The organism is Alphaproteobacteria bacterium, from assembly GCA_033344895.1.
Classification (GTDB): domain Bacteria; phylum Pseudomonadota; class Alphaproteobacteria; order UBA8366; family Aestuariispiraceae; genus Pacificispira.
Genome location: JAWPMN010000001.1, coordinates 2,933,740 through 2,955,345, shown reverse-complemented (window position 1 = coordinate 2,955,345; position 21,606 = coordinate 2,933,740). Strand labels below are relative to the sequence as shown.

General features: G+C 62.9%; 9 protein-coding genes (1 of these 9 only partly in view). 1 reads left to right on the top strand and 8 read right to left on the bottom strand.

What is annotated here, in order from left to right; all coding sequences use genetic code 11:
* Positions 1 to 25: 25 nt before the first annotated feature.
* The 4 genes from R8L07_14200 to R8L07_14185 are packed head-to-tail and all read right to left on the bottom strand — an operon-like array spanning position 26 to position 4,032.
* A complete protein-coding gene (locus R8L07_14200; protein ID MDW3206683.1) occupies positions 26 to 727 on the bottom strand; it encodes an ABC-type transport auxiliary lipoprotein family protein in 702 nt (233 codons plus the stop codon).
* Complete coding sequence (locus R8L07_14195; protein ID MDW3206682.1) at positions 724 to 2,103, bottom strand: MlaD family protein; 1,380 nt, start codon at positions 2,101 to 2,103, stop codon at positions 724 to 726. Before R8L07_14195 ends, R8L07_14200 begins: the two co-directional genes overlap by 4 nt.
* Positions 2,104 to 2,123: 20 nt before the next feature.
* Complete coding sequence (locus R8L07_14190) at positions 2,124 to 2,897, bottom strand: ABC transporter ATP-binding protein (GenBank protein MDW3206681.1); 774 nt, start codon at positions 2,895 to 2,897, stop codon at positions 2,124 to 2,126.
* A 4-nt stretch (positions 2,898 to 2,901) separates the two neighbouring features.
* Positions 2,902 to 4,032, bottom strand: a complete 1,131-nt coding sequence (locus R8L07_14185) for an MlaE family lipid ABC transporter permease subunit (GenBank protein MDW3206680.1) — start codon at positions 4,030 to 4,032, stop codon at positions 2,902 to 2,904.
* Between the two features lie 96 nt (positions 4,033 to 4,128).
* Here R8L07_14185 and R8L07_14180 point away from each other — a divergent pair, with 96 nt between their 5' ends.
* A complete protein-coding gene (locus R8L07_14180; protein MDW3206679.1) occupies positions 4,129 to 4,644 on the top strand; it encodes an adenine phosphoribosyltransferase in 516 nt (171 codons plus the stop codon).
* A gap of 17 nt (positions 4,645 to 4,661) precedes the next feature.
* On the opposite strand, the gene R8L07_14175 is transcribed toward R8L07_14180, so the two are convergent.
* The 4 genes from R8L07_14175 to R8L07_14160 form a co-directional block, all read right to left on the bottom strand.
* Entirely contained in the window at positions 4,662 to 5,867 is a 1,206-nt protein-coding gene (locus tag R8L07_14175) for an amidase (protein MDW3206678.1), read from the bottom strand.
* A 62-nt stretch (positions 5,868 to 5,929) separates the two neighbouring features.
* Positions 5,930 to 7,246: an HlyD family type I secretion periplasmic adaptor subunit gene (locus R8L07_14170; protein ID MDW3206677.1), complete on the bottom strand. Its 1,317-nt coding sequence runs from the start codon at positions 7,244 to 7,246 to the stop codon at positions 5,930 to 5,932.
* A gap of 56 nt (positions 7,247 to 7,302) precedes the next feature.
* A complete protein-coding gene (locus R8L07_14165) occupies positions 7,303 to 9,897 on the bottom strand; it encodes a type I secretion system permease/ATPase (protein MDW3206676.1) in 2,595 nt (864 codons plus the stop codon).
* Between the two features lie 209 nt (positions 9,898 to 10,106).
* Positions 10,107 to 21,606, bottom strand: partial view of a DUF5801 repeats-in-toxin domain-containing protein gene (locus R8L07_14160; GenBank protein MDW3206675.1) — the end only. 22,829 nt of this gene lie beyond the right edge of the window; 11,500 of the gene's 34,329 nt are visible here — the last part of the coding sequence; its start codon lies beyond the right edge, outside the window; its stop codon occupies positions 10,107 to 10,109.

Sequence of the window (21,606 nt, the reverse complement as noted above, 5' to 3'; positions counted from 1 at the left end):
GATCGCTGCTCCCGGCGTTAAGACCTCAGTCACCCGATGCGGAGTAGATACGCTGTCCTTCCTCAAGCGTCCAGCCGACGATCCGCTTCAGGGTCTTCCCCAGGGCCTCATCGAACCCCGCAATGATGTCGACCATGGACGATCCCGGCGCCGGCAGGACATACTCGATCGTGCGCGATCCGGCGATGGTGCGTTGAGGCATCTTGACCAGTTTGGCATTCATCCGAATGCGGATATTCGGCGGCGATCCTGACGGCAACGGATTGCCGTTCTCGTCCATGAATTCGGCCTGGAACTCCCGAAGGTCGGTCTTGAGGATAAAATCCGAGCGCAGACCGATGGCCTGTCTGCCGACCGACACGATCTTGTTGGAGTTTTCGAAGCTTTCGATCATGAGCGTCTGGATCATGGCCGGCGCGCTATCGGTCCAGGCGGCCCGTGCGAAATATTCAAGCTCGATCAGCGATCGACGCAAGGCAATGCGTGCCGACGATATGCCGGCCGCCGCCTGCGGCGGTTCGATCAGCAATTGCCAGTCGACGTTGGGAATCTCCTCACCGAATGTGCTCTTCGGCGTTAGGACGTAGATACGCGGTGGCGCGCCGCTTCCGGGAAGCGCGACGGAACAGCCGCCAAGCAGCAACGCCGCCCCCATTCCGATGCCCAGTTGACGCCGGGTCGGCACATGCATCTTCGAGAAGCCTGAAAAGTCTCGGGAACGCGTCATTGGACCTCATATCCTTGCTGCGAGTCTCCGAAGAAAAACTGTGCCGGATCCCGTTCGATCTGATTGGTGATGCGGCTCAGCGATGCGACCAGCGTCCGCATGTCGGCCAGAAGCTGCGTAAACTCATACAGGCCCGTGCTGGTGAAGCTGGTAACCGGGTCCCGGTTCTCCGCAATCAGGTTCTTTGCTTCGTCCGCCGCGGCAGCAATGTTCGTCGCCGCCAGTCTGAGATCAGCGGAAATCGAACTGAAATTGGCCACGGCGGAAGAGGCGTCACGGGCAACATTTTCGACCATCGGGGCAACCGAACCGGCCAGATCCGAATAATCCGTCAGCGTTGCCTCCGCAGTATCCGCGACGTCGTTGATCCGGTTGTCGGCGGTCTTCAGGGTCGTATCGACATTGGCAAGCGATTGCTGTGCCCGCTCCAGAAGCATGGCGATTCGCGTGTCGGTCTTACCAATCATGCCGTCCATTCGGTCCAGCGTGTCGGAAAGCTGCGACGCCAGTCTGGCTACCTCGCCGCGCATGTCTGCCCCCAGATCGGCATATCCCTGGATCATGGCGTCCGCATTTTCCAGCACCGGCGTCGCCTTCATCGCCAGCGAGTCGAGGCGCTGGGTGAAGGCGCGCATGTCCAGGACCAGGGCCTGGGCCTCCATCACCGTCGTTTCCGTAGCACTGGCCAGGGATTCCGACCGGTCCGCGAAGGCACCGACAAAGCGCTCCGCTTCGGACGCCGTCCGACGGAACTGTTCCATCGTGCTGGCACCTTCCTGCAGGATCAGGGCGACATCCTCGGAACTGTCGCCGAGGGCGTTCGAGAACCGATCGATGTTGGCGAGCGTGTTCTGGATATGGGCAACATTCTGATCGTTCAGCAGTTTCGTCGCCTGTTCCGCGAGGACCTCAAGGTCAGCCATGATTTCCGGCGCCGATTCGAAAACCTGCTGAAGGGAGGACTTCTCGGAACGGATTTCTGCTCTTTCCTGTCCCGTTTTGGCGGTCAGTGGCGGTGCCGATTCGGTTCCGCCGTCGATCTGGATGAACCCGACGCCGGTAATCCCCTGATACTCCAGCCTGGCGACCGCATCTTGCCGAATTGGCGTGTCCTCTGGCACTTCGATGATTACCTGAATCTCACCGAACCGGTCTTGACTGATGCGCATATCCGTCACGATACCGATGGGAATCCCGCCATAGCGGACCGGGTTGCCGACCGACAGGCCGGAAACGGACCCTTCGAAGAAGATGTCGTACAGCACCACATCGTCGTCGATGTCGACATCCGCCAGCCATACGACCGCCAAGACAATGGCAACGAAGAACGAGAGGACGAAGGCCCCGACTATGACGAAACTGGCACGTGTTTCCATACGCTTAGGCCGTCCCCCGTCTATTCGGCCGCAACGCCGCCGGCAGCCCGGGCGCGCGGTCCGTGGAAATATTCCTGAAGCCACGGATGATCGTCGCGCATGAGCTCCGCCATGGTACCGACCGTGACTTGTTTGTCTACAAGGGCTGCAATCCTGTCACAGATCGCGGCCAGGCTGTCGAGATCGTGGGTCACCATATAGACGGTGAGCCCCAGACTGGCCTGCAACGAGCGGATCAGCTGGTCGAAGGCGGCGGCCCCGATCGGGTCCAGACCGGCCGTCGGTTCGTCCAGGAAGACGACATCTGGATCCAGTGCCAGGGCGCGCGCCAGCCCTGCCCGCTTCCGCATGCCCCCCGACAATTGCGACGGCAGCTTCGACCCGGCTTCCGGCGGAAGTCCGACCATCGCGATCTTCAAGGCGGCCAGTTCGTCCATCAGGTTTTTCGGGAGGTCGAGATGCTCGCGCATCGGCACCTGAATATTCTCGGCGACGGTCAGGGACGAAAACAGGGCGCCATCCTGAAACAGAACACCGATCCGCGTGCGCATTTGCGTACGCTCGGCGAAACTCGCATTCCAGACATCGGTGCCCAGCAGTTCGATTTGACCGCCGCTTGGTCGTTGCAGTCCGATGATCTCACGCAGCATGACCGACTTGCCCGTCCCCGAGCCGCCGACGACGCCGATGACCTCACCCCGGCGTACGTCGAGATCCAACCCGTCATGGATCACTTGGGATCCGAATTGGGTGCGCAGTCCGCGAATGCGAATGGAGATGTCGTCGTCGGTCACCGCATTAGATCCCCAGGGCCGAGAACAGGATGGAGAACAGGGCGGTGGCGACGATGACGAGGAAGATCGATTCCACGACCGAAGTCGTCGTCTGGCGCCCGACGCTCTCTGCGGTGCGCTGCACTTTCAGACCCTCGTAGCAACCGACTACCGCAATGATGTAGGCATGTACCGGCGCCTTCACCATGCCGACCAGAAAATCGTTCAGTTCGACAGCGTTCTTCAGGGCGGTGACGAACTGGGTCGGTGTCAGGTCCAGGGCCAGCACGGTCATCACGCCGCCCCCCAGAACCCCCATGATATCGGCGAAGAACGTCAGGACCGGCAGCGTGATCATCAGGGCTATGATACGTGGCAGCACCAAAACCTCGATCGGGTCGAGGCCCAGCGTCCCCATCGCGTCGATCTCCTCATTGACCTTCATCGTGCCGATCTGAGCGGTGAAGGCGGACCCGGAACGCCCGGCGATCATGATGGCCGTGATGAGAACGGCGACTTCGCGCAGCATCGATAAACCGACAAGGTTGACGGTAAAGACCTCCGCCCCGAACTGGCGCAGCTGATCCGACATCAGATAGGCGAGCACAACCCCGACCAGGAAGGAGAGCAGCCCCACGATCGGCAGCGCATTGAGGCCGGTCTGTTCGATCTGGGTTACCAGTGCCTTCGGGCGGAACCGCCCCGGAGAGGCAAATGCGCGAAAGAATACCAGGGTGACCATGCCGATGAAGTTCAGCAACTCCATGCCCTTGGTCAGCGCCTCGACAGTACCGCGCCCGGTTCTCTCCAGCAGCAGGAACAGGGCGTTCGGACGAGGGTCGGGCGCCGCATCCCCGTTCTGGCGATCCGCGACGATGTCCAGCAGCGGCTGATGCTTTGAAGAAACACCGGTGAAATCCGCCTCGATACCTTCTTCCCGCAGGCGCGATGCCGTCCTGAACAGCAGCCAGGCCCCGGCGCTGTCCAGCCGCTCGATCCGGGACAGATCGAAAACGACCCGCCGGGCCGCCCCCGTATTCAGGCTTTCCACGACTTCATTGAGAGATGCGGAGCCTGTCACTGTCCAGGACCCGCCGGCAAGGACGGTCAGTGCCCCTTCGCCGCTTTCGGTGCGCATCCAACCGTCGGCAGCCATTGTCATCCCCTCTGCCACACGCGTTGCAGCTCCATGGTAACGTCTATAGGATGCGCGCGTTTCACTCCCCAGCTAATGCGGACTTTAGAGGCAGCGATGGACATTGCGCAACATATCCGAACTGTGCCGGATTTCCCGAAGCCCGGCATCCTGTTTTACGACATTTCCACGCTGCTGGCACATCCTGAAGCCTGGCGGTCCTGTGTCGACCAGCTGGCCGAAGTCTGTCGGACCTGGGAGCCGGAACTCCTGGTCGGGATCGAAAGCCGCGGTTTCCTTACCGCTGCACCGCTCGCCCTGGAACTGGGGCTCGGCTTCGCAATGGTTCGCAAGCAGGGCAAACTGCCGGGCAAGACCGTAAGCCACGTCTATGAACTGGAATACGGCACGGACACTGTCGAAATTCAGAACGACGCGGTCAAGCCGGGTCAGCGCGTCGTCGTCCTGGACGACCTGATGGCGACCGGGGGCACGATGAGCGCGGCGGTCGACCTGATTCGAAAGGTCGGCGGCGAAGTCGCGGGCGTGGCCTGCATCATCGAACTGGACGGGCTGGGCGGAGCCCAGGAAATCGACGTGCCGTTTCACTCCCTAGTGAAGTTTCCGGTCTGACGCCCCCCCGGGAGAGGTCAGTCCAACAATGGGGCAATGCCGTCCACGGCGTTTCCGCAGCACGCATCCGCCATCGCCAACAGCATATCGTCCGCCCCCGGCGCGCCCATCAGGGACAGTGCCACCGGCATGGAATCCACCTTGGCGACGGGCATGGATAGCTGCGGAACGCGGGCAAGCGGCGCGATCCCGGACAGGCGAATGATCTTGGCGCGAACGGAATCGGACGCGACTGCCGCCTGACCGGCAGGAATCGCTGGGCCGGGCGCAACCGGCATCACCAGAACGGCGCCGTCCCGCGTCACCTCATTCACACGATCCGTGATCCGATCGCGTTCCGACTCCGCCGCTCTTCGGGCGTCGGCATCAATGCCGGAGCACCATACGAGCCGTTCCTTGATTCCCGGCCCGATTTCCGGTTGTACCTCTTCGATCCAAGCGCCGAGCGTGCGCCAAATCTCGGCGCCCTGAGCGACCCGGAAGGTCTCGAACCAGCGTTCCAGACCGTCACTTTCGCTCAACCGGATCGGCTCGGCCGGGCCGAAACGGCGTTCGAACTTCTTCAGCGCCTTGCCAAGAGCGGTCCGGGTTTCCGGGTCCGCCTGCTCCCAGGCATCCGTGGGATAAACCAGTCTTGAAGGCTGCGTCGTGCTTCCTGCCTTCCCGGTCAGCAATACCGAGCCGATGCGCCGCATCAATCCCGGTTCACGGGCGAACCAACCGGCGGTGTCAAAGGATGGTGCCAGCGGAAACACCCCCTCGAGGGATACCCTTCCATGGGTTGGTCGAAGACCGAAAAGGCCGCAGAAACTCGCCGGGACCCGCACCGACCCACCTGTATCCGTCCCGAGAGCGAAATCGACACGGCCACCGGCGACTACGGCAGCAGATCCGCTGGACGAGCCGCCGCAGACGCGGCCCGGCGCATTCACGTTTTCCGGCGTCCCGAAATGATGGTTTTCGCCGACGATCGAAAAGGCGAACTCATCGGTGATGGTCTTGCCGCGCACGGAGGCGCCGGCGGCAAGCAACTGGCGAACAGCTTCGGCATGGCTTACGGCCGGTCCATGGGTTCGTCCCCAATCCGGATTGCCGCATTGCGCGACCGTGCCTGCGATGTCGTATAGGTCCTTCACGGCAAAGCTTGTGCCGCGCAGCGGTCCGTCAGCGGCGCCGCCCAGCGTCAGTTCTTCATCCGTATAGGCATTCAAACGACCCGCCATACCGTCCCCCACGATCCGTGTGAATTTCTTGTTCTGCGCCCGGCCAGCCGGGCGTCCACTTGTTAACGTTCGTTGAGGGCGTTGTCCCGCGCCTTGAGGATCGGCTTCAAGAGATAATCCAGCACGGACTTTTCGCCGGTGATGATATCGACCGTGACCGTCATGCCGGAAATGATCGGCTTGTCCTCGCCGAGACTGGTCTCGTTGGTGGTCAGTCGAACGCGGTAATAGGGCTCACCATCCTCGTCCAGAATGGTATCGGCGGAGATATCGACCAGTTCGGCATCCAGTCCGCCATGGATGGAGAAGTCATAGGCGGAGACCTTCACTACCGCGGGCAGTCCTGGATACAGCTGCGCACGGTCGGATGGACGAATGCGCGCCTCAACCAGCAGCGAGTCTTCCAGCGGCACAACCTCCGCCACCGGATCCCCGGGTTTGACGACCCCGCCGATCGTATTGATCAGGATCTTGTTGACCGTCCCGCGGACCGGCGAGGTGATTTCCGTTCGGCGCGCCCGATCCTGGCCGGCGCTCAGTTCCTCGCGCAGCCGCTCGGCGTCAGCGCGAACCTGGCTGAGTTCCTGCTGCGCCTTGGCTCTGAAGGCCGAGAGTTCCTGCTGGATCGTCGTTGTCGCTTCCTGAATCTGAGACCGGATGCGCGGAATGGACAATTGGACATCTTCCAGCTCCGCCTCAAGCTGAACCACCGTCCGTCGTGACGTCAGCAGTTCCTGTTGGGAGGCCGCGCCACTGGCCACCAGCGGCTGGACCAGTGCCAGTTCCTCGCGGGCGATCGCCAACTGGTTCTCGATCTGGGCGACCTGCGCCGTCTTCTGACGCAGTTCCTGCAGCGCCTGAGTCCGTTGCGTTTCACGAATGCGGATCTTGCCCTGCAGTTCCGCCAGATTGGTCTGGAAAACGTCGATCTGATCCCGGGCGCGGTCCGGGGCCCGCTGCAGAACGTCCTCGGGGAAATTGATGCTCTCGGCACCGGTGGCTTCGGCCTGAAGCCGCGCCGCCTGCGTCTGCAGGCTGAGGAACTGCTTCGTCTTTTCGGCCAGTTCGGCCTCGGCCAAGCGGTTTTCAACGCGCATCAGAACCTGGTTCGCTTCGACGATCTGGCCTTCACGCACCGGAATCTCGGCCACGATGCCGCCTTCGAAGTGCTGCACGACCTTGGTCTGTCCGGACGGAATGATTTTGCCTTCACCACGCGTCACTTCGTCGAGAACCGCGTAATAGGACCAGGTCAGGAAAAAGACGAAGAAAGCGGCAATGGCAAACAGCAGAACATGCGCCCAGAGCCGCGCGCCGCGACCGACACCCGACTTGCTTTCGGCTTCAAAAATGCCGTCATCCCAACTTCCAGCAGACATCTGTTTCGTCCGTCCTCGATTCGTCCCCTGAATTTGGGCCCAACGCGGTCAGAAGTCTATACTTTCGCGGCCTGGATCCGCCCGGACGCCAAGGCTTCCATGACGATTTCCTTCGGACCGTCGGCGACGATCCGACCGCCATCCATGACAATCAACCGATCAACCAGGGTCAGCAGAGACCCACGGTGCGTGACCATGATCAGGGTCTTGTTGGTCAGAACCGTGCCCAGCCGCGCCTTGAACCGACCTTCGGTCGTGTTGTCCATCGCGCTTGTCGGTTCGTCCAGCAGCAGGATCGGTGGATCCAGCAGCAGCGCGCGGGCCACAGCGACGGCCTGGCGCTGACCGCCGGACAGGGTCATGCCGCGCTCGCCAACCGGCAGGTCGAGGCCCAGCGGATGCCGGGATACGAATTCATCCACACCCGAAATGCGCGCCGCGCGCAGAATGGCCGTGTCATCGGCATAGGGGGCGCCGATGGAGATGTTTTCCTTCACCGATCCGAAGAAAAGATAGATGTCCTGCGGGACGACACCGACCGCACGCCGCAAGTCCGCGGGGTCGATCTGCCGAACGTCGGTCCCGTCGACCAGAACGGACCCCTGATCCGGGTCGTAGAGTCCCAGCAGCAGCCGCTCAATGGTCGACTTCCCGGACCCGATCCGCCCGATGATGCCGACCTTTTCCCCCGCCTCGATCTTGAACGACACATCGTTCAGCGCGGCGGTCTTGGCCTCAGGATAGGTGAAACTGACGTTCTTGAATTCCAGCGTGCCGTTGAATTCCGGCCGGTGTACGAAGGTCCGCCCCTCGGGGCGTTCGACCGGCGTCTGCATCATCTTGTCGAGCGCGATCAGAGACTCCCGCGCCTGGTTGAACCGGGTTGCGATGGCTGCAATCTGCGACAGCGGCGCCATAGCGCGGCCCGACAGCATGGTACAGGCCACCAGCGCACCGACCGACATGTTGCCTTCCTGAATCTCATAGACCCCGGCGAAGACGACGACGACGGTGACAAACTGGGTGAACAGGCCACTGAGATTTGTCGCGAACTGGGAATAGCGCGTGGCCTTCATGGCGGAGCCCGCCGTCTTGCCGACGAAGGTCTCCCAACTGCGCTGCATTCGGCCTTCGGAGGCCGTGGACTTGATGGTCTCCGCGCCGGATATCGCCTCGATCAGGATTGCGTGCTTCTGCTGCGCCTCGCGGGTGGTCTCCTGCACGATCTTGCGCATCCGTATCTGGACGACCAGGCCGACCAGAATGGCGACAAATACCATGATGGCCGGGATCGCAACGATTTGCGGCGTTCCGACAAGCGCGATGACACCCAGAAACAGGAAGATGAACGGAAAATCGATCAGCGCCGTCATGGTCGAGGACGTGAAAAACTCCCTCAGACTTTCGAATTCCCGCATCGTATTGGCCATGGCCCCGGCCGATGGCGGCCGGTTTGCCATCTTCATGCCCATCACCTGCTGGAACAGGCGCGAGGCGATCTTGGTATCCGCCGTCTTTCCGGCGACGTCGACCAGATAGCCGCGGATGAGCTTCAGCAGGAAGTCGAATCCGTAGACGATGGATATGCCGAGCGCGAGGACCCATAGCGTTGCTTCCGCAAAGTTCGGCACCACGCGGTCATAGACGTTCATCACGAAGAGCGGGCTGGCCAGGGCGAAGCAGTTGATCATGATCGCGGCGATGCCGACTTCGATATACAGCTTCCAGGACGACAAAAGCGTCCCCCAGAACCAACCCTTGGGATCGGCGACACGATCGTCCTGGGCGCGTCGGTCGTACTGAAACTCCGGCCGCGCGAACAGGGCGTAACCGACATATTCGTCGGTCAATTCCTTGTAATCGACGTCCCGGGTTCCGGCGCCCATTTCCGGAAGGATGATGGTCGCACGCCCCTCATTGCGCTTGATATCGGTCAGTACGCAGGCGCGCTGCCGGCTGAGCAACAGGACACAAGGGAGAGAAAGCTTCGTGATGCGATCGAGGTCGCGACGCTGAAGACGCGAGGAAATCCCCGCGCGCTCCGCTGCGCGCTGGAAGAGTTCGGGCGTCAGCATGCCATCGACCAGCGGCAGGCCGGAAGTCAGCGCCTCGGACGAGATGTTCCGTTCCAGCAAAGTGCAAAGAATGGTCAGACAGCCGAGAAGCGGGTCATCCTTCGTGCCGGGGGTGGGACGAATTTGCCACCCTGTGCCGCCCTTTCGGCGATCCTTGCCGTCTCTTCCGCGCGAACGGCGTTCCGTTTGGCGGCGTTCGGCGGCCATGGATTCGGTTTCTTCTTCGCCCGCGGGAGGGGCGCCATCGCGGTCACGGCGCCGCGGCGCAACGCCCGCCGCTTCGGAACCTTCCCGCGCGGCTTCGCGCAAGACCTGCGCCGTATCATTGGCGGCGTTGGATGTATCGATATGGCGCTGCAGTGCCTCGGGCGACAACAAATCCCGGTCGGATCGGCCTGCGTGAGGATCGGAACGGCCATCATCCACCGGCGCCAGAAGCCCGGCACCGCGCGGATCGGAGTCAACGTCGACCCGATCCGGTGGCGTGGTCTCAACGCCCTTCCTGGAATCTTCCGCCGTATAGGCGGGCGGGCGCTTGGCCTTTCGCCGCGCGTCGTGATCCGTCTCGCTCGCCATCTATCGAACCGCCACTCCCAAGGCACCGCGCCTCCGACACGCAAAATGCGGCGCTTGAAGGCGCACCGCCCCGATCACTTAAGCACGATTCAGGCCAAAGTTCACCCCGGCCGCGGAAAAATTTGCGGCGCGAACGTGAAACGGCGGGGCCCGGGCTGGGGCCACCGCCGTCTCGTAACGAGGGGTACTGTGTTAAGCGAGACCGGGACTTACCCGTTCTGAGGGTCCTCGTTCCCGCCGGCGTCGGTCAGACCGGGTTCAACCGGTGCGACCATAACGATACCGGCATCTCCGGCAGCAGGCGGGGCGGTGTTGTCGCCCTGCTCGCCACCATCGGCCAGCACGTCATCTCTCAACTCCATCAGTTCGTCGATGTTCAATGCCCCGCTGCCGTCGGTATCGGCGTCGTAGGAGGCAATGTTCTCGTCCGTCCCGAAGAGATCCGCATCCACACCGACCAGCTTGATCGCGCCGCCATCGCCGAGGCTGATGATCGTGTCGTCGCCATCCTTGACGATCGTCATCTCGCCACGGTCATAGCCGCTGATGAACAGCTGGTCCGTGCCCATTTCGAAGTCGTGGATCGTGTCCACGCCGTCGCCGCGGGCGTAGAAGAAGGCATCCTTCTCGCCATCGCCCGTGCCGCCGACTTCGCCACCCCAGAGCTGGTCGCCAGCCTGGAAGTCCGCCGCCGTCGGTGCCGGACGAACCGACAGGATGGCGTCGTTGAAGTCCTGGTCGCCGCCATTCAACAGGTCCTCGAAGCCGATCAGCGTCTCACCGGCACCACCGACGACAACCTCCGGATCGCTGGAGGCCGGGAAGCCGTCCACCGTCTCGTAGGTCAGGTCATTGCCGTTGCCCGACACATCTTCGACCGACTTGCTGCCGCTGTCGTAGCCGCCGAAGCGATAATCCGCGACAACGTTGTCGGCATCGTCCGGAAGCGCTTCGCCGGCACTTTCGGCGATTTCGACCGGGTCACGCAGATCGTCGAACAGACGGGCCTGGGTATAGGTGCCGGAGAACACCTGGTCGCTGTCGTAACCGCCACCATTGCTGTCCTGCTCCTGCCCGAAGACCAGCGTACCGCCGCCCTGGATCGTTTCGCCCTGGGCAATGCCGGTGGTCGAGAAGCCTTCGACGCCGTCGACATAGACCTTCAGGTTGCCGTTGCTGCCGTCCCAGCTGGCCGAGATCATGTGCTCGTCCCCATCGAACAGCCCGGAAGCCAGGATGTTCGTGGCCACGGAGACACCGGCGACGAGGATCGTCAGGACACCGTTCTGCGCCCCGATGGTGAACTCGTTTCCGTTATTCCGGCCGGCCGAATAGGACAGGATCGGCGTGAAGTTGTCGCCCAGCTCCGTCGACTTGAAGCCGACTTCGGCGGTGACCTGCTGCCCCGAGAAGCCGACATTGTCAGCACTCAGGACGCCGTCCTTGCCATCGCTGTTGATGGTCAGGCCGACACCGTCGAGGATTTCCGTGACCTGGGTGTGGTCCTGGCCGTCGACGTTCAGGCTGGCCGGATTCGAGAAGTAGGCGTCCGCGTCCTGACCCTGCAGGGCCTGACCGTCGGCATAGACCGTGACGGAGCCGTCCTGGTTCTCTCCGAAGGTCACCTCGGTCCCGTCCGTCAGACCGGCATTCTTGTCGCCGCCATCCGGGATCAGGAAGAAGCCGACATCGTCCTGGTCGAAACCGTCGAGCAGGATCGTGTGGGTCGAACCGACATCGGTCTGATGCAGGTTGGCCCAGATGACCTCACCCGTTTCCGGTGTTCCTTCATCATCCAGGACATAGTAGCCGACCGAGTTCGAATACCCCGCGTCGGTCCCCTCGAAGGTGACGGTGATCGCCTGCGGCCCTGTCGAAGCGGACCCGCTGTCGCTGCCGCCCATGATCCAGTCGCGACCGGCACCGCCCGCGACGATGTCGTTGCCGGCACCGCCCTGAAGGATGTCGTTGCCGTACTGGCCATGGATCTGGTCATTGCCCGTGCCGCCGTGAATGACGTCGTCATAGGACACGGAACCATCCGGCGTGTCGGGACCGTCGGTTACCACCGGTTCGGCCTCGATCGCCTTCAGCAGGAAGTCCGAGTTGTGGCCGCTTTGGCCCGCCCCGTCATCCACCGGAGCCAACTCGATCCGCGTGATCGGGAAGCCGGTATCGATCGTGGCGCTGGCCAGACCGTTCACCGTCCCATCGATGACACCGGTCGCCGTCTGCCCATCCGGACCGAAGGCGGTCCAGCGAGCCTGCTCCAGGTAGCCCGGATCGAACGGACCGTGATCCGCCGTATCTTGGGTCTCCCCGTCGAACAGGGCCGAGACGGTGACTTTCACAGAGGCCATCGGATTATCGAAGGTCATCCGCATGACTTCGGTTCCGGTGGCGTCGCTGCCGTCCTGCGTGTCGATCTCACCGCCATCGATACCACCCGCGACCGAGATGCCGGCGTAGCTGTAGCTGCCGTGCAGGCTGGTGTCGTCGGTGTGGTTCGACGTGATGGTGAAGCCGACATTCTTCGTCGAGAAGGACGCATTGCTGTAGCTGTCGGTCCCCGCGTCGTACCGCAGCGCCTCCAGATTGACACCGGCGGCATCCCAGCTCGCCACGACCGCGGCCGTGTCGATATTGGTGCCTTCGATGTCGAGGTCCACGCTCTCCGCACCAGAGCCGCTGCCCAGATTCTCGATGAAATACCCGGTTCCGCTGTTGACCATCGCGGCCACTTCCTGAGCACTCAGCGCGCCGTCGAAGAGGGCCGGACTGTCGATCTTGCCACTCAGGTAATCCCGCAGGTTGTTTGCGGTGTCATCGCCGCTATGCGTCTGCGACGCCGCGAAGGTCCACGGGTTCTGGTTGGCAGCCATGTTCCAGTCGGAAGCGACGCTGTCGACCAGGTTGCCGTCGACGTAGAGCGACACGGTCGTGCCGTCCCAGGTCACGGTGGCATTGTGCCAGTTCTGATAGTCGATGTTGCCGCCTTCGAGATAGAAGCTCTCGCTTTCGGTCTGGAAGCGCAGCTTCACCTCGCGGTCGCTGTTGACCTCCATATCGAAATGGCCGCCGTCGTCGTAGCCGCTGGAGTCCTTCGAAGCCAGCGTCCCGTTGTTCCACGCCAGGAAGTCGATGGTGAAGGTCCCGGTCTGGGTTTCCATCGCGGCGTTGTGCGGCACTTCGATATAATCGCAGTCGCCGTCGAACTGGGCCCCGCCGCCATCGGTGCCGCCGGTCGCGCCGGTGCCGCCCTTGGCGGTGCCGGTCAGGCCGCTGACACTGTCGGTGACGGTCTCGTTGCTGCTCCAGGTCACGTCATCCAGACCGAAGTGGAAGATGGCGTTGACGTCGGAGCCGGTATCGCCCGTATCGCCGGTACCGCCGACCATGCCGGTCACTTCGATATCGGTGAAGCGGACCGTCATCTCCTCGCTCTGGGTCGTCTTGGCGTTGTTGTACCCGCCGAGCGTGACCGAATGCGCCCCTGGCGACAGGTTGCCGATATCGATCGTGACCGTCTGCCAGCCACTGTCGAAATCATCGCCGCCATTGCCGTTGCCGCTGACTTTCTGGACATAGTCATTGCCGTTCAGCATGACCTTCTGGCCGTCGATGGCGACCCAGACCTCACCGTATTCATTCGACTCGTAGTCACGGTCGAAGGTCATGCGGTAGCTGAAGGTCAGCGTGCCGTCGGTCGCGGCCTCATCCACGGTGAAGTTCGTGGTGTAGCCACCGGCCATGTTGCAGATGTCGCAATCGTCCTTGCCGCCGATCTTCACGACATAGTCGCCGCCATCCGTGTAGCCCCGGGCATAGGAGTCGCCGTTGCTGGGATACAGGTTCAGCGGATCGTCGGAATAGCTCGGCGTCGACAGACCGAAAGTGACTTCCTGCGGCTGGGGTTCCGGTTCGGGTTCCGGATCGCCGCCAGGCGCCTGCATGCCGGGCCCTTGATCGCCATAAATGACGTCGTCACCCTGCTGACCGTAGATCGTGTCGGCACCACTGCCGCCCAGGATCGTATCGTCGCCCGGAACGCCGGTTCCGCCCGACGTGTCCGGAATGTCGATATCGATCGTGGCCGAGACCGTGCCCGTATCGGTTTCACCGCGATCCGGATCGGTATCCAACGAGGTGACTTCGACCGTCAGGGTGAAGTCGCCCGTACCGTTCGGCACGCGGATCTGCAACCCGTCCAGTTGATCCGGCGTCAGGACGTGAACCTGCGAGCCCGAGAAAGTATCGCCGGCCGTGTTGAACAGCGTCGCCCCCTGCGGGATGGCACCGATTTCAACCGTCAGGACTTCGGACCCGTCGATGTCGTTGTCACCGACGGCGATGGATACCGGCGCGGTGAAGCAGCCGTCATAGCCCAGCCCCATCGGGTCGTCGCCGTAGATCACATCGTTGCCCTGCTGGCCGTCGATGTAGTCGTTGTCGGCACCGCCGTAGATCGTGTCGTTGAAGCTGTCGCCTTCGATACCGTCGACCACCTTGGTTCCGGTATCGGTCAGGATAATGTTGTCCAGCGACATGCCACGGCCGTAGCTCTGATCGTGTTCCGAGGATTCCTGGAACATGATCCGCATCGGCTCGCCGGTTCCGGTGAACTTCACGGTGACCGTCTGCCAGTCGTGATCCGTCGCGTGCTCCATATCGTGGGCGTATTCGCCCAGATCGACGCCATCGACGGAAACCGTCATCTGGTTGACCGTATCGTCATAGCCCGGACGACCCGAATAGCTGAAGGTCAGTTCGTAGACCTTGCCCGCCTCGGTCGGGACATCGCGGTAGATGCCGTCGGAGTCGGAGAACGCGTCGCTCGGAACGTTGTTCAGTTCGACGAAGTTGTCACCATCCGCCGCCGAGGTCGTACCGTCCGGCTGATCGCCCAGATCGCGGACCATCTGATCGGTCCAGATCTCGACATCCTCCGCCGTGGTGTGCCAGCCGTCGATGCTCTGCGCGAAGTAGCTCGGATTCGACTGCTGGACATCATCCGGCAGTTGCTCGAACGAGCTCTGGAAGATCACACTCGGCTGGCCGACCACAACCACGCCGCCCTCACCCGCATCCGGACCGCCGTCGCCGTAGATCGTGTCGCGACCGCCTTCGCCCAGCAGGGTATCGTCGCCGCCCATGCCGGTGATGGTGTCGTCACCGTCTCCACCGGTGATGATCTCATCCGCCGCCGTGCCGACCAGGACGTCGTTGCCGTCAGTGCCGGTGATGTCCGCGTCGTTGGACGGCGCGTCGATCGTGTAGCGCTCGACGTTCATGTTGACGTCATTGAAGTCGTTGTCACCGCCGCCCGGGATGTCTTCCCAGTTCTGATTGCCGACAACGGCATTGTCCTGGGTGTAATCGAAGTTGCCTTCGTTCAGACCCGGGGTCGAGAAGATGACCGGATCGCCCTGACCGGACAGCGGACCGTTCGCCGTATGGGCGACCCAGTTGCCGCTGCCGTCCTGCTGGAAGGTCACTTCGGTTCCGTTGGCAAGACCCGGATTCAGATTGGCGCCGTTGGAGATCACGAAGAAGCCGACATCGTCCGGGTCGACGCCTTCGATTTCCTTGGTGACACCGATTTCCTGCTTCGTGTTGGCGAACAGGATCTGACCCACCGTCGGGACGCCGCCCGCACCGATGACGAAGTAGCCGTAGGTGTTGTGATAGGCCGCGCTTTCCTGACCCATATTCGTCACACGCAGGCCTTCGCCCGGCTCATTCGGATCGTTGCACGGCACCGCCGTTGCGTCCTGGACGGCCAGATCGATCTCGTCGACGACCGGGGCGACGAAGACCGTGAAGGTTTCGCTGTCCGTATCGGTATCACCGTCGACATCGGTCGTGGTGACCGTCAGGGTCAGGTCGATTTCACCGGAGAAGTCTTCCGGCGGCAGGATGCAGACGCTCGGCAGCTCCGCCGCCGTCGTCGTCCAGACACCCGGCTCGACTTCCGTCCCCGGATTCAGGCGCGCGCCTTCCGGCACACCGGTGATCGTGATCGACACCGTATCCGGCCCTTCACTGGTCAGCAGCGCGCTGTCCATGTTGAGCTGGATCCACTGATCTTCCAGACCGTTCGCCGGGGCCGCGATGGCGTCGACTTCCGGATTGGTATCCGCGATGTCGATCGTCGCCGTGGCCGACGCGGTGTCGCCGTCACCGTCGGTGATCGTATAGGAGAAGACCTCCTGCTCGATCTGGCCGTCGGTGTCATGCACCACGCTGTCATTGGCCGTGAAGCTGTATGCGCCGTTTGCCTGAACCGTCAGTGACCCGGTCTGGGTCGTGACCGTGGAACCGGCACTGGCCGTCTGCTGATTGCCGTTCGCGTCCGTGTAGGTGAACGAGGTCAGCGTCGAGCCGTCGGCGCCCAGATCGTCATTGTTCAGCAGGTTGCCGGTGATCGCCTGACCACCCTCGACGGTGCTGTTGGCATCGTCCACGGCATCCGGGACCGTATCGCCGACATTGATCGTCAACGTGGCATCGTCGCTGCCGTACTGGTTGGTCACGGTATAGGTGACGGTCTCGTTGAGATCGCCGCCGCTGTGGTCTTCCGACGGGTCGGACGTGTAGGTGTAGCTGCCGTCCGCCTGAACGGTCAGTTCGCCATAGATCGTATCGACCGTGTCGCCCGCGGACGCCGTGCCGGTGGTGCCGTCTTCCTTCGTGTAGGTGAAGGAGGTGATCTGGCCGCCGCCCGTTTCGTCGTTGCTGAGCAGGTTGCCCGTCGTCGTCTGACCGCCCTCGATCAGGGAGTCGGTGTCGTCGTTCGCATCCACCGGGTTCGGCAGCGGCGGGCCGTCGAGCACGACGTCTTCCCAATCCTGGACGGTAATGCCCAGGGCCTCGAAGGTCCGCTCGGCCCCGCTATCGGTGAGCGGGTTGGAATTGTCGGCAATGAACTGCTGGATTTCACGCAGTTCCTCGACAATGGCCGGGTTCTGGAGATCCGCGTCGGTGTACTTGATCCGCAGCGTATCCGTCCCGGTGCCGCCGTCATACCGCTCGCCGACACCACCTTCACCCACGGTGAACAGACCGACATCGTCTTCCGAGCCGGCATGGACATCGTCGATGCCCGTACCGCCGTCGACGGTATCGCTGTCCGCACCGCCACGCAGGATGTCGTTGCCCTTGTCACCGTAGAGCTGGTCGTTGCCTTCTTCGCCGTAGAGCGTGTCGTTGAAGGTCTCATCGCCGCCCGGCGCCGTCCCGTACTGGTACGTGATGTTCGTGATCCAGTAATCGGAGCTGTCGGATGTCGTGGACTGACCGCCGGCATAGGGCTTCGCGGAGAAGACCAACTGGTCGATCGTCACACCGGTCGGCAGGTCCAGCGAAAGGGTGGCCTGGTTCTGGCCGTCCGGTGCGATGAAATCACCCTGGGCGACGACATTGCCGTCCTTGTAGGCAACCCAATGTCCAACTTCGCCGCCGCTTTCCGTCTCGTAGTGGTTGGCCACGGAGAAGGTCACGCCGCTGACGTCCTGATCGAAGGTGACGATCAGTTCCTCGGAGGCCTGCTCTTCCGCATCGTAGCCGAGCTGACCCGCCGGCCCGCCGGTATTGCCGCGGACACCGAAGGCCGCACCGGCCGTGCTGTTGCCGGTCGAGACATTGTCGACCGAGGCTTCGGTCAGGTTGCCGTTCTCGTCCAGCGAACGCGCGGTCACCGTGAAGCCGGCGCCGGTTTCGTTGTAATTGTCCGCGGTGATCTCGCCTTCGCCGAATTCGCCCGTCGGGACCGTCGCGGTGAAGGAGAACGGATCCGGCAGCGGGTCACCGCTGGTACCGTGATCTTCATCATGGTCGGACGTGTAGCTGAAGCTGCCGTCGGCATTGACCGTCAGCATCCCGTACTGCGTGTCGACCGTGACACCGTTGGTGGCATCGACCAGCGCCGTCAGCGCCTGACCGTCTTCGGCCGTGTAGGTGATCGACGTCACCACACCCGTCCCGACGCCGGCCAGCGTGCCGGACACCGTGAAGCCACCTTCGGAGACATGGCCAGCCTCGCCCGGTTCGCCGATATCGCCGTTGCCGCTGTCATCCCCGATGGAGACGAACGGACCACGATCGGTCACGAAGACCTGCTGCGTGCCGCTGACGATCTCGTGGTTCGGCGGGCAGGCATCCGGCCCGTCGCCGTGCAGGATATCGTCGCCCCGGTTGCCGTAGATCGTATCGTCGCCGGCGCCGCCGGTGATCGTGTCGTCGCCGTAGCCATCGCCGCCCGGCAGGCTGACACTGATGGTCTGGATTACATCCGCCGACGTGTCGGTGGTGTTGTTATCCGCATCGGTGTCGACCGTCCGCGCCGCGACCTGGATGTCGAACGCGTCTGTTCCGGCCGGGAAGGTAATCGTCAGGCCCTGCAGATCCGCCACGGTCAGCTCGGCCGAGCCGTTGGTGACCGTGATCGCTCCAGTGTCGGAGTTCAGCGCGGCGCCTGCCGGCAGACCGCTCAGGGTGAGGGACGCCACTTCCGAGCCGTCCTGGTCGATCAGGCCGACATCGATGTTGAGCGCGGCGGACATGATGCCGTCATACTCGTCCCCGATCAGCAGGTCGTTGCCGCCCTGCCCTTCGATCGTGTCGTCACCGGCACCACCCAGCAGCGTATCGCTACCCGCGCCGCCGATCAGGATGTCGTCGGTCCCTTCATCGCCTTCCGCGACCACATCGGCCGTGACGGTCAGGGTCGGGCCGTCCGCGATCTCGTGGACCGTCACCGGCAGCGGCATCGGGTCGGTGGTGAAGGTCTCGCCGGTGACCGTATGGGTCGCCGTCGCCGTCACCGTGATGCCGAAATCGTCGGCCGAGTGCGGGCCGGCCTGGATCGTCAGACCATCCAGATCGTCCGGCGTCAGCGTATAGCTGCCCGCCCCCGTCAGGGTCTGACCGGTCCCGGTCACAAGCACCGCATCGGTCGGCACGTTGTTCAGTTCGACCCCCACGGTCACCGCATTGTTGGCCTGGGCCAGATCGGCGGAGATGGACAGGCCGATCGGCTGATCCTCATAGCCTTCCGCCGGGCCGATCTGCAGCGACAATTCGGGCAGCGTGTCTTCGATTTCGAAGCTGTGCGTCGCCGTGGACGTGTCGCCATCCGCATCGGTGATCGTGTAGGTGATCGCATCCGTCACGGCATCACCGTTCGGATTGTCGACCGACGTGTTGGACGTGTAGGTGTAGCTGCCGTCGGCATTGACGGTCAGCGCACCGTGTTCGGTCTGGACTTCCTGCCCGACCGCACCCGTCTGCGTGTCGCCGTTGACGTCGCTGTAGGTGAAGGAGGTAACCGACGCGCCGTCCGCACCTTCCACATCGTTGCCCATCAGCTGACCGGTGACGGTGACACCGCCTTCGTCCAGCGTGACTTGGCTGTCGTCAACCGCCAGCGGCACGTCATCGACCACATTGACCTGGAAGCTGTGGGTGAACTGCACGCCGTCGAAGCTGGCCGGATCGAAGTCGAAATCCTCGGCCGAGGCCGCCGCGGCGGCAGTCGGGATCCCGATCAGTCCGAAGGCCAGCGCCTGGACATTCTGGCCGGAACCGCTCTGGTGGTCGATGGAGTCCTTCAGCGTGAAGGTGAAGGTTCCGTCGGCATTGAGCTCAACCGTGAAGACCTCACGCCCACCGGCCGTGGCCGTCAGAACGTCGCCATTCTGCTGATACGTGACCGCATCGCCTTGGGAGGTCAGACCCGCCGGACCTTCGATGGTAAAGGTCAGGTCGCTGTAGCCCAGGCCGCTCGGCGCGCCATCGGCGGCACCATCCGCACCGTAATCGATGCTGATCAGCTCTTCGCCCACCAGGCCAAGGTTGCCGTTGACCGCAAGGGCACCGGCATCCGGGCTGCTGCCGTCGGCCAGATCGTCTTCATCGACCGTCGGGATCGTCGTCGTGGTGATGACCTCGACATTGATGTTGACGTCGTTGAAGTCCTTGTCGCCGCCACCCGGGATGTCCTCCCAGTTCTGGTTACCGGCAACTTGGTTGTCGACCGTGTAATCGAAGTTGTTCTCATTCAGCGCGGGATCGTCGAACAGGACCGGATCGCCCTGGCCCGACAGGCGGCCACCATCGGCCACAGCATGCCATTCGCCGCTGTTGTCCTGCTCGAAGGTAACGGTCATGCCGTTCGAGATGCCCCCGTTCAGGGAGGCGCCATTGGAGATCACGAAGAAGCCGACATCCGCCGGATCGTGACCTTCGATCGTGTAGGTCTCACCGATATCCTGCTTGGTGTTGGCGAAGATGATCTTGCCTTCGGTCGGCTCACCGTTCGGGCCCTTCACATAGTACCCGTAGGTGTTGTTATAGGCCGCGCTCTCCTGGCCCATATTCGTGACCTGGATGATCTGCTCTTCATTGCCGCCGACCGGAACGGTATTCGCGGTTGCGACCGGCACATCGTCCTTCACATCGACCAGGATCGAACCGGACGCCGCGTCGCCGTCACTGTCGGTCACGGTGACCGTGAACGGCAGATCGGCAATCAGGTTTTCGCCCTGGCCCGCGGCATGATCGAGATTGCCCGTCAGGTCGAAGGTCCAGCCGAAGCCGTCCGTCGCGTTGCCTGTCAGGGTCATGGTGAAGACGGTCTCGCCATCGGCCGAGGCCGTGATCGTCATACCGTCGCCGGACACTTCGTAGCTCACCGGCTGGCCGCCCGAAGTCAGATTCCGCCCCTCGAGCTCCTGCGGAACCGACAGAGCGATCGACCCGAAGCCGTCTTCGCCCAGCGTAAGCTGAATGTCGCCGCTCACCGAGGAAGGCTGGTTCTGATCCGTGCCCTGGTCGGTATCGCCGGCTTCGACGCCCAGATCGTCCTCGTCCACGAAAGCCCCGTCCGGACCCATGTTCGGATCGTCGTCGCCCGGATAGAAGATTTCGATTTCCGGCTCATCATCGTCGGTAATCGTGACGTTCAGGGTCGCGGAGGACGTATCGCCATCCGCGTCCGTCAGCGTGTAGCCGAAGCTTTCGACATGCGTGTCACCGCCGCTCACCACATTGCCATTGGCCGTGAAGGTGTAGCTGCCGTCGGCCATGACCGTCAGCGTGCCTGCGTCGGTGGTTGCCGTGCCGCCATTCTGCGGATCGACCGCGACATCGACCGTCTGGCCGCTGCCGTTGGTATAGCTGAAGGAGGTCACGGTCGCACCATCGGCGCCTTCGGTGTCGTTCGACGTCATGACATTGCCCGACACCGAATGGCCTTCCTCGACCGGACCGGCGCTGTCATCCAACGCCGTCGGGACATCGTCCACGACATTGACCTGGAAGCTGTGCGTGAACTGCACCCCGTCGAAGGTCGCCGGATCCAGATCGTAGTCGGTGATCGTGCCGGCATTCGGCACGCCCGTCAGACCGAAATTCAACGCCTGGACATTCTCGCCGTCGCCTGTGGCGTGATCGATCGTGTCCTTCAGAGTGAAGGAGAAGCTTCCATCGGCATTCAGCGTCACCGTGAACACTTCGCGGCCGCCCGCCGTCGCAACCAGCTCACCCGGGGTCGAGTTGTCGTAGGTGATCGCTTCACCCTGCGACGTCAGGCCCGCCGGGCCGTCAATGGTGAAGGTCAGGTCGCCGTAGCCCAGACCCGACGGCGCACCGTCGGCCGGACCGTCCGCGCCGTAATCGATCGTCACCAGTTCCTCGCCCGCGAGGTTCAGG